The organism is Cyanobium sp. ATX 6E8 (assembly GCF_024346335.1).
GTDB lineage: Bacteria > Cyanobacteriota > Cyanobacteriia > PCC-6307 > Cyanobiaceae > Cyanobium_A.
In genome coordinates this window covers 48,766-63,621 of sequence record NZ_JAGQCT010000007.1, presented here as the reverse complement: position 1 = coordinate 63,621, position 14,856 = coordinate 48,766, and the positions used below count along the sequence as shown (strand labels likewise).

At 67.9% G+C, this 14,856-nt stretch carries 16 protein-coding genes and 1 tRNA gene; 9 read left to right on the top strand and 8 right to left on the bottom strand.

Annotated elements, in window-relative coordinates; genetic code table 11:
- Positions 1-8 precede the first annotated feature (8 nt).
- Entirely contained in the window at positions 9-779 is a 771-nt protein-coding gene (locus KBY70_RS07665; protein WP_254988006.1) for an adenosylcobinamide-GDP ribazoletransferase, read from the top strand.
- On the opposite strand, the gene KBY70_RS07660 is transcribed toward KBY70_RS07665, so the two are convergent.
- Positions 745-1,830: a HAMP domain-containing sensor histidine kinase gene (locus KBY70_RS07660; protein ID WP_315859704.1), complete on the bottom strand. Its 1,086-nt coding sequence runs from the start codon at positions 1,828-1,830 to the stop codon at positions 745-747. The two genes, KBY70_RS07665 and KBY70_RS07660, sit on opposite strands and share 35 nt — an antisense overlap.
- A 474-nt stretch (positions 1,831-2,304) precedes the next feature.
- Here KBY70_RS07660 and KBY70_RS07655 point away from each other — a divergent pair, with 474 nt between their 5' ends.
- Positions 2,305-2,676, top strand: coding sequence for a DUF3155 domain-containing protein (locus KBY70_RS07655; RefSeq protein WP_094559128.1), 372 nt, complete (start codon positions 2,305-2,307; stop codon positions 2,674-2,676).
- A 12-nt stretch (positions 2,677-2,688) separates the two neighbouring features.
- Here KBY70_RS07655 and KBY70_RS07650 read toward each other — a convergent pair whose 3' ends face one another.
- Positions 2,689-3,318, bottom strand: coding sequence for an alpha/beta hydrolase (locus KBY70_RS07650; protein ID WP_094559129.1), 630 nt, complete (start codon positions 3,316-3,318; stop codon positions 2,689-2,691).
- Between the two features lie 54 nt (positions 3,319-3,372).
- Here KBY70_RS07650 and purH point away from each other — a divergent pair, with 54 nt between their 5' ends.
- On the top strand, positions 3,373-4,941 hold the full coding sequence (purH, locus tag KBY70_RS07645; RefSeq protein ID WP_094559130.1) for a bifunctional phosphoribosylaminoimidazolecarboxamide formyltransferase/IMP cyclohydrolase: 1,569 nt from the start codon (positions 3,373-3,375) through the stop codon (positions 4,939-4,941).
- A gap of 102 nt (positions 4,942-5,043) precedes the next feature.
- On the top strand, positions 5,044-5,508 hold the full coding sequence (locus tag KBY70_RS07640; RefSeq protein ID WP_094559131.1) for a DUF4079 domain-containing protein: 465 nt from the start codon (positions 5,044-5,046) through the stop codon (positions 5,506-5,508).
- A gap of 21 nt (positions 5,509-5,529) precedes the next feature.
- On the opposite strand, the gene KBY70_RS07635 is transcribed toward KBY70_RS07640, so the two are convergent.
- The 3 genes from KBY70_RS07635 to sfsA all read right to left on the bottom strand — a co-directional run bounded on the left by KBY70_RS07635 (position 5,530) and on the right by sfsA (position 8,316).
- Positions 5,530-6,174, bottom strand: coding sequence for a DUF1997 domain-containing protein (locus KBY70_RS07635; protein ID WP_094559132.1), 645 nt, complete (start codon positions 6,172-6,174; stop codon positions 5,530-5,532).
- A gap of 154 nt (positions 6,175-6,328) precedes the next feature.
- A complete protein-coding gene (locus KBY70_RS07630; protein ID WP_254988003.1) occupies positions 6,329-7,525 on the bottom strand; it encodes a 4-hydroxy-3-methylbut-2-enyl diphosphate reductase in 1,197 nt (398 codons plus the stop codon).
- Between the two features lie 26 nt (positions 7,526-7,551).
- Positions 7,552-8,316, bottom strand: a complete 765-nt coding sequence (sfsA, locus tag KBY70_RS07625; RefSeq protein ID WP_094559134.1) for a DNA/RNA nuclease SfsA — start codon at positions 8,314-8,316, stop codon at positions 7,552-7,554.
- 75 nt (positions 8,317-8,391) lie between these two features.
- Here sfsA and murJ point away from each other — a divergent pair, with 75 nt between their 5' ends.
- A complete protein-coding gene (gene murJ, locus KBY70_RS07620; protein ID WP_254988002.1) occupies positions 8,392-10,014 on the top strand; it encodes a murein biosynthesis integral membrane protein MurJ in 1,623 nt (540 codons plus the stop codon).
- On the opposite strand, the gene KBY70_RS07615 is transcribed toward murJ, so the two are convergent.
- The 3 genes from KBY70_RS07615 to KBY70_RS07605 are packed head-to-tail and all read right to left on the bottom strand — an operon-like array spanning position 10,011 to position 10,856.
- On the bottom strand, positions 10,011-10,271 hold the full coding sequence (locus KBY70_RS07615) for a cytochrome-c oxidase (protein WP_254988001.1): 261 nt from the start codon (positions 10,269-10,271) through the stop codon (positions 10,011-10,013). The genes murJ and KBY70_RS07615 overlap by 4 nt on opposite strands.
- A gap of 24 nt (positions 10,272-10,295) precedes the next feature.
- Entirely contained in the window at positions 10,296-10,586 is a 291-nt protein-coding gene (locus KBY70_RS07610; protein WP_254988000.1) for a DUF3181 family protein, read from the bottom strand.
- 3 nt (positions 10,587-10,589) lie between these two features.
- On the bottom strand, positions 10,590-10,856 hold the full coding sequence (locus KBY70_RS07605) for a hypothetical protein (RefSeq protein WP_254987999.1): 267 nt from the start codon (positions 10,854-10,856) through the stop codon (positions 10,590-10,592).
- 78 nt (positions 10,857-10,934) lie between these two features.
- Between KBY70_RS07605 and KBY70_RS07600 the strand changes: the two genes are divergently transcribed.
- The 4 genes from KBY70_RS07600 to KBY70_RS07585 all read left to right on the top strand — a co-directional run bounded on the left by KBY70_RS07600 (position 10,935) and on the right by KBY70_RS07585 (position 14,853).
- A tRNA-Arg gene (locus KBY70_RS07600) sits at positions 10,935-11,008 on the top strand.
- A gap of 96 nt (positions 11,009-11,104) precedes the next feature.
- On the top strand, positions 11,105-12,406 hold the full coding sequence (glyA, locus tag KBY70_RS07595) for a serine hydroxymethyltransferase (RefSeq protein WP_254987998.1): 1,302 nt from the start codon (positions 11,105-11,107) through the stop codon (positions 12,404-12,406).
- A 64-nt stretch (positions 12,407-12,470) separates the two neighbouring features.
- A complete protein-coding gene (locus KBY70_RS07590; protein ID WP_094559139.1) occupies positions 12,471-13,568 on the top strand; it encodes a glycosyltransferase family 4 protein in 1,098 nt (365 codons plus the stop codon).
- A 4-nt stretch (positions 13,569-13,572) separates the two neighbouring features.
- On the top strand, positions 13,573-14,853 hold the full coding sequence (locus tag KBY70_RS07585) for a competence/damage-inducible protein A (RefSeq protein WP_254987997.1): 1,281 nt from the start codon (positions 13,573-13,575) through the stop codon (positions 14,851-14,853).
- Positions 14,854-14,856 lie beyond the last annotated feature (3 nt).

Here is a 14,856-nt window from a genome sequence, read left to right as displayed (position 1 = left end):
GGTGTCGCTTGCCGAAGCCTTTCTCTGGGTGGATTCCTGGCTGGCTCGCCGATCTGGCGGGGGCCTGGGTGTTTTATTCCGTGCTGCCGGCCTGGCCCGGGGTGCCGCTGCGCTTTGAGCGCATCGCCCGCTTTGGTCCCCTGATCGGTCTGGTGCTGGGCGGGCTGCAGGCCCTGTTCTGGGGGCTGTCGGCGGGCTGGTTGCCGCTCGGGGCCCAGGTGGCCGTGGTGCTGGCCCTCGGGTTGATCCTCACCGGTGGCCTGCACGTGGATGGGGCGATGGACACCGCTGATGGGCTGGGCGCTGGCCCCCGGGCCCTGGAGGCGATGGCGGACAGCCGTGTGGGCGCTTCAGGGGTGCAGGCCCTGGCCGTGCTGCTGCTGCTGCGGGCGGCGGGTCTGCTGTGCCTGGCAGCCGCCGCGCCACCGGCCCTGCTCTGGGCTGCCTTCTGGGGCCGGGTGGCCCCCCTTGTGGCCATCCAGTGGTTCCCCTATCTGCGAAAGCAGGGCAGCGCTGGTTTTCACCGGCAGCACTGGCGGGGGCTGGCAGCGGAACTGGCGCCGGCGCTGCTGGTGCTGCTGCTGGCGCTGGTGCTGTGGGGTTGGCTTGGCGGCTCCCCTCCGCAGGTGATCGGCCTGGTGCCGGCGCTGCTGGTCCCTCTCTGGCTGGGGCGCCGTCTCGGGGGCCACAGCGGCGACAGTTACGGCGCCTGCGTGGAGTGGGCCGAAAGCCTGGCGCTGCTGCTCAGTGGTCTGGGGCTGCGGCTCCTGGCAGCCTGAGGCAAAAGGCATTGCCCTGCGGTGGCAGCTCCGGCGCCACGGCGGCGGGTGGTACCACCAGGTTGAGTTCGCCGCCAAGGCTGCGGGCCAGGTCTCGGCCCAGGGCCAGTCCCAGCCCCGTGCCCGGCAGATTCTGACCATCACGCCCCCGAACGCCCCGCTCGAAGATCGTCTCCCGTTCTTCGGGCACAATCGGCGCGCCGCCGTCCCAGACTGCCAGTTGCCAGGCACCTCCCGCGAGGGGCTGGCAGTGCAGGCCAATGGCGCTGCCGGCGGGGCTGTATCGGAAGGCGTTTTCCAGCAGGTTGGCCAGGATTTCGGCCACAGCGCCGCTGTCGCCGTGCCAGTCGGGCATGCGGGCAGGCGGCTGCCAGGGGCGACCCTGCAGGGCGGCGGTGGCGGAGGCCCGCTGCAGCAGTGGCTCCAGCCAATCTGGCAGGGGTTGGCCCTCCGGTCCCACCAGCCCTGGCGGAAGCAGCAGGGGCTGGGCCGCCTCGCCGGAGACCACCGGTGTCGTGCTGCGGCCCAGCTGGCTGAGGGCATCGACGTAGCGGTTGAGCTGGCGCTCCTCGGCCAGCAATCCCTCCACCAGGGGGCGGTTCTGGCCGTCCTGGTCCAGGCGCCGCAGCAACAGCTGGCCAAAGGTGCGCAGGGCGGCCAGGGGGTTGCGCAGTTGGTGAAGCAACAGGCCCAGCTCCGCCTCCTGTTGCTTCAGGGTCTGCTGCAGCCGCTGTTGTTCCAGGTCGAGGCAGAGAGCTTCGGTGAGACACAGGGCTACGGCCTGCAGTCGCTGGCCAAGGGTGTCGGGCCACGGCAGCGTGCTGGTTTCCACCTGGATGGCCCCCAGCAGCACGTTGTGGTGACGCAGCGGCAGCCAGCGCCGTTGTTCGGCCGGCAAGCGCAGCGGGCTGCCTGCCTCCACGGCCGGGAGGGCTCGGCCATCGCTGGGCCACTGGCCAATGGGAACCAGGCTTGGGGCGCTGCCGTTGCCGGGCTGGGTGACATACACCACCAGCGACTGCAGATCACCCCGGTCGGCGAACTGGGCCAACTGAAAGCGAAGCAGGCTCAAAAACCTTTCGGAGACTTGCATCTGAGCCAATCAACCGCCGCCCTGCCGAAAAAATTTCAAAAGGGCGTGGGAAAACCGAGAAAAAGTCTTAAGATCTTTGGTATCGACCAATACGACGCGGTCCGCAAGCGGGCAGCGGCTCAACGTCGTGACGCCCACACACCTTTGTTGCCCTTTCCGGTAATTGAGGCTACAGCAGAGACAGATCCGACTTTTTGCCGATCCTTGCTCTCTGTTGTTCGCAACCCGAATGGGCGGGTTGCGGTGTCACTGACCTTTTGGGCCGGCTGACTCTTCCGGGCATCAGAACGTTTGGACGTCGTCCGTGCTGCCGGTTTTCCGGCTGCCTGGGCGGGCTGAGTCACGGACCCTGCGCATGTTTTGCGCTCCCATGGTCCGTTCCCCTCCGGTTTCTCCTCGTCCCCTCACTTCTCCCCCCGCGGGAGCCGCTCAATGTCCAAGAAGCGCAAGCGGATCAGCCGTCGCCGGCTCGCCGGCCAGCGGGTACTGGCCCATGTCCCCACCTTCAACCTGGAAACGGGTTCCCACAAGCCGGTCACAGCGGCCCGCCGCTACATCGCCGAGGAGCTGCTGGTGCCCCCCGCGATCCTCAACGTGCGCCGCAACGAGCACACCACCGATCGCTTCTTCTGGGGCGAGAAGGGCCTGTTCAGTGCCCAGTACGCCGAAGAAAATCATTTCCTGTTCCCTTCGCTGCGTTCGATCGTCGATCGCATCGGTGAAGACGTTCTGTTCGAAGGCATCGAAGCCCTCGCCGCCGATGACTGGGAGGAAATGGAAGAGTACGAATACGCCTTCGTCTGACAGGCGATCTCCTCAGGCCGGCCACTGGCCGGCCAGGTAATGGCGCAGGGCTGGAAACAGGCTGGTGTCGATGGTGTGACCACCGGCAAAGCCGATCAGGTCAGTCTCAATTCCACCTTGGCGCAGTTGCTCCTGCAGCGCTTCGCTCGCCCCATAGGGCACCACCGGATCCTGTTCGCCATGGGTGAGCAGGATCTTTTTGATGGTCTGTGCGCCGGGCTGCCAATCCGGATGGGGATAGCCGCTGCAGCTGATCAGTCCGGCCAGGGGCAGACCTGCTCCGGATGTGCTCACATCCAGGGCCATGGCAGCCCCCTGGGAGAAGCCCAGCAGCACCGTCTGCTCCAGGGGCACCTCGGAGGCAAGCTGCTCCAGCCGTTGGCGCAGATGGGTCCGGGCCGCGGGCAGCTGGGGCCAGTTCGGCTGCTGCAGGTCGTACCACTGGCGGCCGCTGCCGCCCGGGTGGGGCAGGGGTGCCCGCAGCGCCACCACGCTTACCGCGGGCTCCACCAGTAGCTCAGCCAGGTCGAGCAGGTCATCGGCGTCGGCGCCCCAGCCGTGCAGCAGCACCAGCCGCCGCTCGCTCTGGTGAGGGCCCAGCCGGATCAGGTTGTCGCTGGCGGGGCTGCTGGGGGCGGTCATGGCGCGGGTGCTGCTGCTGCGTAGGTTGGCTCCAGACCAACATCCTTGGCAGCCATGGCCCCCACGGCCCTACTCAGCGTCTCCAACAAGGAGGGATTGGAGCCCCTGGCCCAGGGGCTGCTGGAGGCCGGCTACGCCTTGATTTCCAGTGGCGGCACCGCGGCTGCGCTCCAGGCCGCCGGGTTGCCCGTCACCAAGGTGGCGGAGCACACCGGGGCCCCTGAGATTCTGGGGGGACGGGTGAAGACCCTGCACCCCCGCATCCACGGCGGCATCCTGGCCAAGCGGGCTGAGCCCGGCCATCAGGCGGATCTGGCGGCCCAGGGCATCGCCCCGATTGATGTGGTGGTGGTCAACCTCTACCCCTTCCGCGAGACCGTGGCCGATCCGGCGGTGGCGTTCGACACCGCGATCGAAAACATCGACATCGGCGGGCCAGCCATGGTGCGGGCGGCCGCCAAGAACCATGCCGATGTGGCGGTGCTCACCAGCCCCAGCCAGTACGGCTCCTTTCTCGAGGCCCTGCGGGCTGGCGCCCTGACCCCAGCCCTGCGCCGCCGCCTGGCGCTGGAAGCCTTTCAGCACACCGCCAGTTACGACGCGGCGATCAGCACTTGGCTGGCCGCCCGTCTGGAGGCAGACGCTGCGGAGGAGGCGGCTGCTGCTGAGGGGGCGGCGCCCCTGCGACTCGAGCTGCCCGCTCGCCAGAGCCTGCGCTACGGCGAAAACCCCCATCAACAGGCCACCTGGCACAGCGAGCCCGCTGCCGGCTGGGGCGCCGCTGACCAATTGCAGGGCAAGGAGCTCAGTTACAACAACCTGATCGATCTCGACGCGGCCCTCGCCACGGTGCGGGAGTTTGGCTACGGCCCTGGAGCCGAGCCGGCCGCCGTGGTGGTCAAGCACACCAATCCCTGCGGGGTGGCCACAGGCCGCGATGGCGCCGATGCCCTCACCCGGGCCCTGGATGCCGATCGGCTCTCGGCCTTTGGCGGCATTGTGGCGCTCAACCGCCCGGTGGATCTGGGGGCCGCGGAGCAGCTCGGCAGCCTGTTTCTTGAGTGCGTGGTGGCGCCGGGCTTTGATGCTGCGGCCCGGGAGCGGCTGGCTTCCCGCACCAATCTGCGGCTGCTGGAGCTGGCCCCCGAAGCGATCGCGCGGGCCTCGCGGCGGCAGCTGCGCAGCCTGCTCGGCGGTGTGTTGGTGCAGGCACTCGACGACCAACTGGTGGAGGAGAGCGCTTGGCAGGTGGTGAGCGAGCGCCAGCCCACCAGCACGGAATTGAACGACCTGCGCTTTGCCTGGAAGCTGGTGCGCCACGTGCGCTCCAATGCCATCACCGTGGCCCGGGATGGCCAGAGCCTGGGCATCGGCGCCGGCCAGATGAACCGGGTGGGCTCAGCCCGGCTGGCCCTGGAGGCAGCCGGCGACAAAGCCCGCGGTGCGGTGCTGGCCAGTGATGGCTTCTTCCCCTTCGACGACACCGTGCGCCTGGCCGCAGGCCATGGCATCAAAGCCGTGATCCAGCCTGGCGGCAGCGTGCGCGATGCCGACTCGATTGCGGCCTGCAATGCTCTGGGCCTGGCGATGGTGGTCACCGGCCAGCGCCATTTCCTCCACTGAAGTCCCCCGGTGGGCGGGGTGAGCTGTAGCTTCGCTCCGACACCGCTCTGCCCAGCTCCCGGTTTTCATCGCCGGTGCCCATCGCCAGCCCCCTCCGACGCCATGCCTGAAGCGCTCGCTTACAACCTCAACTTTCTCCATCCCCTGCTGATGGGTGGTCTGCTGGCCCTGTCGGGCTACGGGATGTTCCTAGGTATCAAGGCCAAGAAAACCCGCACCGCCGACGCTGAAACCCGCAAGACCCTGATCAAGGGCCAGTTCGCCAAGCGCCATTTCCAGATCGGCAGCCTGATCCTGGTGCTGATGGTGCTGGGCACCTTCGGCGGCATGGCCGTCACCTACCTGAACAACGGCAAGTTGTTTGTGGGGCCCCACCTGCTGGTGGGCATCGGCATGACCTGCCTGATCGCCCTGGCCGTGGCGCTCACCCCGTTGATGCAGCAGGGCAACCTGATTGCCCGCAAGGCCCATGTGGGCCTGAATATGGCGATGATGACCCTGTTTCTCTGGCAGGCCGTGAGCGGACTGCAGATCCTCAACAAGATCTGGGAGAACAGACCCGCCTGAGCCTTCAGTCCGCCTGAGCCCTCAGAACTGGGCGTACCGCCGGGGCGGGCAGTCGAGGTTGTGGCTGGCGTGAAAGTCTTCCTGCACCTTCCAGGTGAGTTTCCGGGAGATCTGTCGCACGATCTGCTTCAGCAGGTGGTCGCCGCTCGACTGCACCAGCCCGTCGGGCAGCAGGGTGATCACCCCTGGCAGGCGGATCCAGACGCAGAGGTCGAGTTCCCAGCGCACCAGGGTCAGCGGCCGAGAATCGTCGGCCTCGTCGAGGCGCAGTGAGGCGTTGAACTCGACGTCGTAGAGACCGTCCAGGGCGGGATCGCCGCCGTGGTTCGGCACCGTGAGGATTCGGTAGAGCCCCTGGTCCTGGGGCAGCAGTTCCAGGCCGATGGTGGGCTCCACTTCAAAGCCGAAGTTGCCAAAGGTGCCAAGCGTCAGGGCGTAGCCCTGGCAGCCCAGGGGCTGCACGGTCATCGGCGCAGCGCAGCGACGGAACCAGCCCTCGTGGTGATCCAGGTAGTGGGCGACCACGGGCGCGCTGGCCCGCATTTCCATCACGTCGGCGAAGGCACTGGCGTAGCGCCGCACCCGGGAATCATCGCTGTGGCGCAGCAATGGGGACGCGCTCACGGCTCTCGTCGCCGGGCTGTCGTCGGCCGGAGTCAGGTCCATGTCCAGCGGTGCGGTCGACAACAGCAAAGACAACAGCGGCAACTCCTGGCGATGGACCCGCCGAAGACGGATCCGCTCGATCTTTAATCAATGTAAAGCCACTGCAGCGACCTTTCGGGGCCTGCTGTGACACCCGGACACCCACGGGCCGGACTCACGCGGCGCAGAGTTCGATCAGCCGCTCAATGACGTCTTCCACCACCCGATCTGGGGTGGAGGCTCCGGAGGTGATGCCCACCCGGATCGGGCCCTCGGGCAGGAAGGGCAGCTCAGTTTCCAATTCGCCGCCTAGGGGCATGTGCTCGATCCGGTTGCCGGGCCCGATGCGCTCAGGGGTGTCGATGTGGAAGGAGCGGATGCCCCGGCTGACGGCGATCTCCTGCAGGTGGGTGGTGTTGGAGGAGTTGTAGCCCCCGATCACGACCATCAGATCCAGCGGTTCATCCACCAGGGCGAAGATGGCGTCCTGGCGCTCCTGGGTGGCGTCGCAGATGGTGTTGAAGGCCAGGAAGTGCTCGTTGAGCTCGGTGGGGCCGAAGCGCTGCAGCATGGTGCGCTCGAACAGGCGGCCAATCTCCTCGGTTTCACTCTTGAGCATGGTGGTCTGGTTGGCCACCCCCACCCGGATCAGGTCGCGGTCGGGATCGAAGCCGGGGGAGCAGGCTTTGGCGAAGCGCTCCATGAAGGCCTCACGATCCCCCTTGCCGAGGATGTAGTCGCTCACCATCTGGGCCTCGGCCAGGTCGAGCACCACCAGGTAGGTGCCGGCGAAGCTGCTGGTGGCCAGGGTTTCCTCGTGCTTCACCTTGCCGTGAATGATCGAGGTGAAGGCGTGCTTCTTGTGCTTCTCCACCGTGTTCCACACCTTGGAGACCCAGGGGCAGGTGGTGTCGACGATGTGACAGCCGCGCTCATTGAGCAGTTGCATCTCCTGAACGGTGGCGCCGAAGGCCGGCAGGATCACCACATCGCCGCTGGCCACCTCGGAGAAGTCCTTCACGCCGTCTTCCACGGAGATGAACAGCACGTTCATCTCGCGCAGGTGATCGTTCACCGAGGGGTTGTGGATGATTTCATTGGTGATCCAGATCCGCTCGGTGGGGTAGTGGCGGCGGGTTTCGTAGGCCATGGCCACGGCTCGCTCCACCCCCCAGCAGAAGCCAAAGGCTTCGGCCAGCCGCACGGTGAGCCGACCGCGCTGCAGGGTGTAGCCGTTGTCGCGCAGTTTGGCGATCAGATCGCTTTGATACGCCTTCTCCAGGCTGCCGGCCACCTCGTCGCCCAGGCCGAAGCCGCGGCGGTTGTAGCGCTCCGAGTGGTGCAGGGAGCGTTTGAAGGCGCGGGTATCCACAACAGCCGGAGCTTGGTGCTCCGACTCTATGGGCGGCCGGCGGGGCCTTGTCGTTCCACGCTGGCCAGCCCCTGCCAGCTCACCGTGCTGGCCGTGAAGCAGTAACGGCAGGGCAGCACCTCCACGCCGGCGTCCAGGGCCTGGCGAAACAGGACGCCGTAGCGCGGATCGGCCGCGTCGCCAGGGGCAAAGCGCGTCACGTCGCTGCGGCTCAGGCAGGGCACCAGCACGGCCCGGCTCGCGGGCAGCAGGGCCATCAACTCCAAGAGATGTTTCTGGCCCCGCTCGGTCACGGTGTCGGGGAACAGGCCCAACTCGCCATGGGTCCAGGTGGTGTTCTTGACCTCCAGGTAGATCGGTCGGGGATCGGCGGCGCCATCGGCCGGGGTGAGCAGCAGGTCGATGCGGCTGCGGCGCCCTTCGCCGTAGGGCACCTCCGCCCGAATGCTTGCGATCGGGCCCAGCCAGGGCTCCAGGCAGCCGGCTTCGATCGTGGCCCGCACCAGCCGGTTGGGCAGGGCTGTATTGATGCCCACCCAGATCGGCTCTCCCGCGGCGCCCTGCACCTCGGCCTGCTCCCAGGTCCAGGCCAGCTTGCGGCTCGGCGAGGGGGCATGGCGCAGCCGCACCCGGCCGCCGGGATGGAGCACGCCGGTCATGGGACCGGTGTTGGGGCAGTGGGCCGTCACCACCTCGCCGTTCTCCAGCTCCACATCGGCCAGGAAGCGTTTGTACCGCTTCACCAGGGTGCCCTCCACAAGCGGGTCGAGGCTGAGCACGGGGGTGGCCATGGCGGGTGGGCTGGGTTGCAGCGGTGCAAGCCAGCCATACTGCCGCTCAACTCCCAGGGCCCAGGGCCCCTCTGGATGGCGAAGTCCCTGCGGCGCATTGCCCTGATCGTGGCGGTGGCCACCGCCCTCAGCAAGGTGGCGGGCTTGGTGCGCCAGCAGGTGATCGCCGCCGCCTTTGGCGTGGGCATTGCTTACGACGCCTACAACTACGCCTATGTGCTGCCCGGCTTTCTGCTGATCCTGCTGGGTGGGATCAATGGTCCTTTCCACAGCGCCATGGTGAGCGTGCTGGCGCGCCGGCCCCGTGCCGAGGGTGCCCACGTGCTGGCCGCGATCAACACCCTGGTGGGTGCGGCGCTGATTGGCGTCACCGTGCTGCTGTTCGTTTTTGCCGATCCGCTGATCACCCTGGTGGGCCCGGGTCTCGATGCTGTGCGCCACGAGGTGGCGGTGCTGGAGCTGCGCTGGATGGCGCCGATGGCCTTGTTTGCCGGTTTGATCGGTTTGGGTTTCGGGGCGCTGAATGCCGCCGATGAGTTTTGGTTGCCTTCGGTGAGCCCGCTGCTCTCCAGCGTGGCGGTGATCGCCGGGCTGGGGATCCTGTGGTGGCAGCTGGGCCCGGCGATCGCCTTGCCCCAATACGCCATGGTGGGCGGCGCCGTGCTGGCCGGCACCACGCTGCTGGGGGCGGTGTTCCAGTGGCTGATTCAGCTGCCGGCCCTGGCCAAGCAGGGGTTGCACAGGTTTCAGCTGGTGTGGGACTGGAAGCACCCCGGCGTGCAGGAGGTGTTGCAGGTGATGGGCCCAGCCACGCTTTCTTCGGGCATGTTGCAGATCAATGTGTTCACTGATCTGTTCTTCGCTTCGGGAATCGTGGGGGCGGCTGCGGGCCTGGGCTACGCCAACCTGCTGGTGCAGACGCCCCTGGGTCTGCTCTCCAACGCCCTGCTGGTGCCCCTGCTGCCCGTGTTCGCCCGGCTCACGGCTCCGGCCGATCGCCCTGATCTGATCGGCCGCATCCGCCAGGGCTTGATGCTCTCCAGTGCCTCGATGCTGCCCCTGGGGGCCCTGATGGTGGCCCTGGCCGGTCCGATCGTGGCGCTGATCTACGAGCGGGGGGCTTTCAACGCCAGCGCGGCCGCCCTGGTGGGCGGGCTGCTGATGGCCTACGGCGTGGGCATGCCGGCCTATCTGGGGCGGGATGTGCTGGTGCGGGTGTTTTACGCCCTGGGCGATGGCACCACGCCTTTCCGCTTCTCGGTGGCTGGCATCGGCCTGAATGTGATCTTCGACTGGCTGCTGGTGGGTGGGCCCACCCCCTGGGGGCTGCAGCTGCCCGCCCTCAACTTCGGCGCGCCGGGCCTGGTGCTGGCCACGGTGGCGGTGAACCTGATCACTTGCGGCGGGCTGCTGCTGGCCCTGCAGCGGCGGCTGGGCGGGCTGCCATTGCGGCTGTGGGGCCGCGACAGCCTGCTGCTGCTGGGATCAGCTCTGCTGGCGGGACTGGCGGCCTGGGCTCTGGCGATCGGGGTGGCCTGGCCGCAGCACCTCTGGGGCCTGCTGCTGGAGTGCGGCTTTGCCGGAGGCCTGGGGCTGCTGGTCTATGGCCTGCTGGCCAGCTGGGCTGGGGTGCCTGAGGTGAGCGATTTGATGGCCCAGCTGCGCGGCAGGCTTCCGCGGCTTGGCGCGCCGCGCTAGGGATCCAGGCGGACCTCCCGCTCGGCCCGCACCTGCACGGGGATTTCCAGGTGCGAACGGCCCTGCATCTGGGGCCCATCCACCGAAAAGATGCGGGCTTCGATCCCGAACTCCTTGAAGGCGGTTTCGAGCTCCTGGATCAGGGCCTTCTCCACCTGGGCCTCGGCATCCACCACCTTGCCGATCAGGCGCCCGCCCAGGCGACCCATGCGTTGGCGCACCACGTCGCGGGCGTTGGTGACCTCAATGACCAGCACAGCCCGCCGCCAGGTGGCGCAACCTTATCGGCAAAACGGCTCCAGCACCTCTTCGAGATCGCGCAGCTGGCCGGCCGGCACCAACCGCGCCAGGGGCAGACGCGTCGGCCCGCCACCGATGGGCACCTGCACCGCTTCAAGCGCCTGACGGGCGCACACGCCAGCCCCCTGGTCGAGGCGGGCGGCACATTCGATGGCCAGGGTCTGGGCCAGGCCGGCATCGCCGAGGTAGAGATGCCAACCCGCCACCTGCAGGTAAAGGCGATCGGCCAGGGCCAGTTCGAGCTCCTTGAGATCAGCGGCGTTGAGGGTCATGGCTCAGGGTTTGTCGGTTGGCTCGGGGCTTCTGGCTTCGGGGCCCGGGCGCAGGGCGATCACCGTTCCAATGTGCACCAGCAGCACCGCCAGCCAGCTGAGGGTGAGCCAGTTGAGGTGGTTCCAAGGGTGGCGTAGTTCTTGCACGACCCACAGGCCGCTGTTTAGGGCAGCAAATAAGGCGGCGTGGAGCGTGAGATTCACGATCCGCTCGAAGTGCCTGTAGGTGGGGTCTTCGGGGTTGGCGGGGCCGTACCAGCGGATGGGCATGGGCGGAGTGGCGGGGGAGGGCGGTGGATGGCAGGTTGATTGACGGATGGGCCCTCCGTGCGGTGAAAATGGACCCATGCGCTTGTAGCTCAGCGGATTAGAGCATCTGACTACGGATCAGAGGGTCGGGAGTTCGAATCTCTCCAGGCGCGCTTCTTTTCACAACCGCCTCCCGGCGGTTTTTTTGTGCCCTTCGCTCGGCTTTGGGAGTGCTTCTTTACGATCGTCGTACGAACGAACCCTTCCCCATGGCCCATTCCGGCGGTGCTGCCCTGAACCAGTCCCTCGCCGCCGGTGATCCTGCCATCGCCGCGCTGATCGGCAAGGAGCTGGAGCGCCAGCAAACCCATCTCGAGCTGATCGCTTCGGAAAACTTTGCCTCCCGCGCCGTGATGGAGGCCCAGGGCTCGGTGCTCACCAACAAGTACGCCGAGGGCCTTCCCGCTAAGCGCTACTACGGCGGCTGCGAGCACGTGGATGCCATCGAGGAGCTGGCGATCGCGCGGGCCAAGGAGCTGTTTGGTGCCGCCTGGGCCAACGTGCAGCCCCACAGCGGCGCCCAGGCCAACTTTGCGGTGTTTCTGGCGCTGCTGCAGCCCGGCGACACGATCCTCGGCATGGACCTCAGCCACGGCGGCCACCTCACCCACGGCTCGCCGGTGAACGTGAGCGGCAAGTGGTTTAAGGCCGTGCACTACGGCGTGGATCCCGACACCCAGCAGCTCAACTTCGACACGATCCGGCAGCTGGCCCTGGAGCACAAGCCCAAATTGATCGTGTGCGGCTACTCCGCCTACCCGCGCACCATTGATTTCCAGGCCTTCCGCGCCATCGCCGATGAGGTGGGCGCGGTTTTGCTGGCCGACATGGCCCACATCGCCGGCCTGGTGGCTGCCGGCGTGCATCCCAACCCTGTGCCTGTCTGTGATGTGGTCACCACCACCACCCACAAGACCCTGCGCGGACCCCGCGGCGGCCTGATCCTCTGCCGCGATGCCGAGTTCGGCAAGCAGTTCGACAAGGCCGTGTTCCCCGGCAGCCAGGGCGGCCCGCTCGAGCACGTGATCGCCGCCAAAGCGGTGGCCTTTGGCGAGGCGTTGCAGCCCTCCTTCAAGGCCTACAGCCAGCAGGTGGTGGCCAACGCCCAGGCCCTGGCGGCCCGCATCCAGGAGCGCGGCATCGCCGTGGTCAGCGGTGGCACCGACAACCACATCGTGTTGCTCGATCTGCGCAGCATCGCCATGACCGGCAAGGTGGCCGACCTGCTGGTGAGCGATGTGCACATCACCGCCAACAAGAACACGGTGCCCTTTGATCCCCAGTCGCCGTTTGTGACCAGTGGCCTGCGCCTCGGCACGGCCGCTTGCACCACCCGCGGTTTCGACGAGGCTGCTTTCCGCGAGGTGGCCGATGTGATCGCCGATCGCCTGCTCAACCCCGAAGACAGCTCCATCGAGCTGCGCTGCCGCGAGCGGGTGGCAGCGTTGTGTGAGCGCTTTCCGCTCTACGGCGAACTCGCCGATGCGCAGCGTCAGCTGCAGCACGCCTGATCCCGGCATACACCCGTAAGGTGGGCCCCAAAGGCCGCCCCCCGGCTTCCTTCGGTCTGGCCCTGTGACCCTCGCCTACAGCCCTAACGCGGCCGCCCTGCTGACTTTCGCGGTGGCGGCCTTGTGCACGGCTCTGGTGGTCCCGCTGGTGCGGTACCTGGGGCTGCGTTGGGGGCTGGTGGATGCACCCGACCCCCGCAAGCAGCACACCACGCCGATGGTGCGGCTCGGTGGGGTGGGCATCGTGGTGGCCTTCAGCCTGGCCCTGGGCCTCACCTGGGTGTTTGGGGGCTTTGCCGATCTGGCCGCCGAAAAAGACCAGTTGATCTGGACCACCCTGGCCGGGGCCCTCTGTTTTTTCCTGATCGGTCTGGCCGACGACCTGTTCGCCCTACCGCCCCTGCCCCGGCTCGGCGGCCAGTTGGCGATTTCGATGCTGGTGTGGAACGAGGGGGTGCGGATCGGCAGCATCGAGTTGCCGATGGGCTGGCTCGGGGGGGCGGATCTGCAGCTACCCCTGCCCGACTGGTTGAGCCTGTTGGCCACCTTGATCTGGCTGGTGGGCATTACCAATGCGATCAACTGGCTGGATGGGCTCGATGGCCTGGCGGCTGGCGTGAGCGGCATCGCCGCGATTGGCCTGCTCTCGGTGAGCTTCAGCCTGCACCAGCCGGCCGCTGGCCTACTGGCCGCGGCACTCGCCGGCAGCTGCCTGGGCTTCCTGCGCCACAACTTCAACCCCGCCCGCATCTTCATGGGCGATGGCGGCTCATATTTCCTCGGTTTTGCCCTGGCCGCGATCAGCATCGTTGGCCCGGCCAAGGGGCTCACCAGCGTCAGCCTGCTGCTGCCCCTGCTGATCCTGTCGCTGCCGCTGGCCGACATGTCGGCGGTGATCATGGGGCGCCTCAGCGAGGGCCACTCCCCTTTCTATCCCGACCGGCGTCACCTGCACCACCGCCTGCTGCGCACGGGCCTGAGCCACCGGCGCACGGTGCTGGTGATCTATGCCTTCACCCAATGGCTGGCGTCGCTGGCGCTGGTGCTGGTGAATGCCGAGATGCGCTTTCTCTGGCTGGCCTTGGCTACCGCGGTGTTGATCTGGGTGCTGGTGACCACGCGCCGGACCCTGCAACGGCCAGCAGCCAGCTCGGAGCGCTGAGGTCGTGAGCGCCGAGATCCTCTGCATCGGCACCGAGCTGTTGCTGGGCAACATCACCAATGGCAATGCCCGCTGGCTGGCGGAGCAGCTGGCGGCCCTGGGCATTCCCCATCACCGCCAGAGCGTGGTGGGCGACAACCGCGAGCGCCTGATCTTGGCGGTGCGAGAGGCGGCCGGCCGCTGCCGGGTGTTGATCACCACCGGTGGGCTCGGCCCCACGCCCGACGACCTCACCACCGCGACCCTGGCGGCCGCCTTCGACACGCCCCTAGTGGAGCACCCCGACATCTGGGCGGAGATCCAGGCCCGCATCGCTGCCCGCGGGCAGGTGTGCTCCCCCAGCAACCGCCAGCAGGCCTTTCTCCCCCAGGGGGCTCAAGTGTTGCCCAATCCCACCGGCACGGCGCCGGGGATGATCTGGACCCCGCCCGCTGGAGCGGGGATCCAGCCCGGTTTCACGGTGCTCACCTTCCCTGGGGTGCCCAGCGAGATGGAGGCGATGTGGCAGGCCACTGCCGCACCCTGGTTGCGTGCCGCTGGTCTGGCCGAGGGGGTGTTTGCCAGCCGCATGCTGCGCTTCTGGGGCGTGGCTGAATCGACCCTGGCCGATCAGGTGGCCGATCTGCTGGAGCAGGCCAACCCCACCGTGGCTCCCTATGCCGGCGCCGGCGAGGTGAAGCTGCGGCTCACCGCCCGGGCCACCAGCACGGCTGAGGCCGAGGCGCTGCTGGTGCCGCTGGAGGCCGAGATCCGCGCCCGCACCGGCGCGGCCTGCTTTGGTGCCGACGACGATTCCCTGGCTTCGGTGGTGCTGGAGCAGCTGCGGCGGCGGGGCGAGACCCTGGCAGTGGCGGAGAGCTGCACCGGCGGAGGGCTCGGCGCGTCCCTGGCGGCGGTGCCGGGGGCGTCCGATGTGTTTCTGGGCGGGGTGATCGCCTATGCCAACGGGGTCAAGCAGGGGCTGCTGGGGGTGCCGGCGGCGCTGCTCGAGAGCCACGGTGCCGTGAGCGATCCAGTGGCGATGGCCATGGCCGAGGGCGCCCGCCGGGCCACCGGGGCCACCTGGGCGATTGCCGTGACCGGCATCGCCGGCCCCGCTGGTGGCAGCGCCGAGAAGCCGGTGGGGCTGGTTCATCTGGCCATCGCTGGCCCCGATGGCTGCAGCAGCGAGGGGGTGCGCTTCGGATCGAGCCGCGGACGCGCCTGGATCCAGCGGCTCACGGCCGGTGAAGCGCTCCATCGCCTGCGTTCACGCCTGCTGGTGACCCACGACGCTTACTTGTGAACC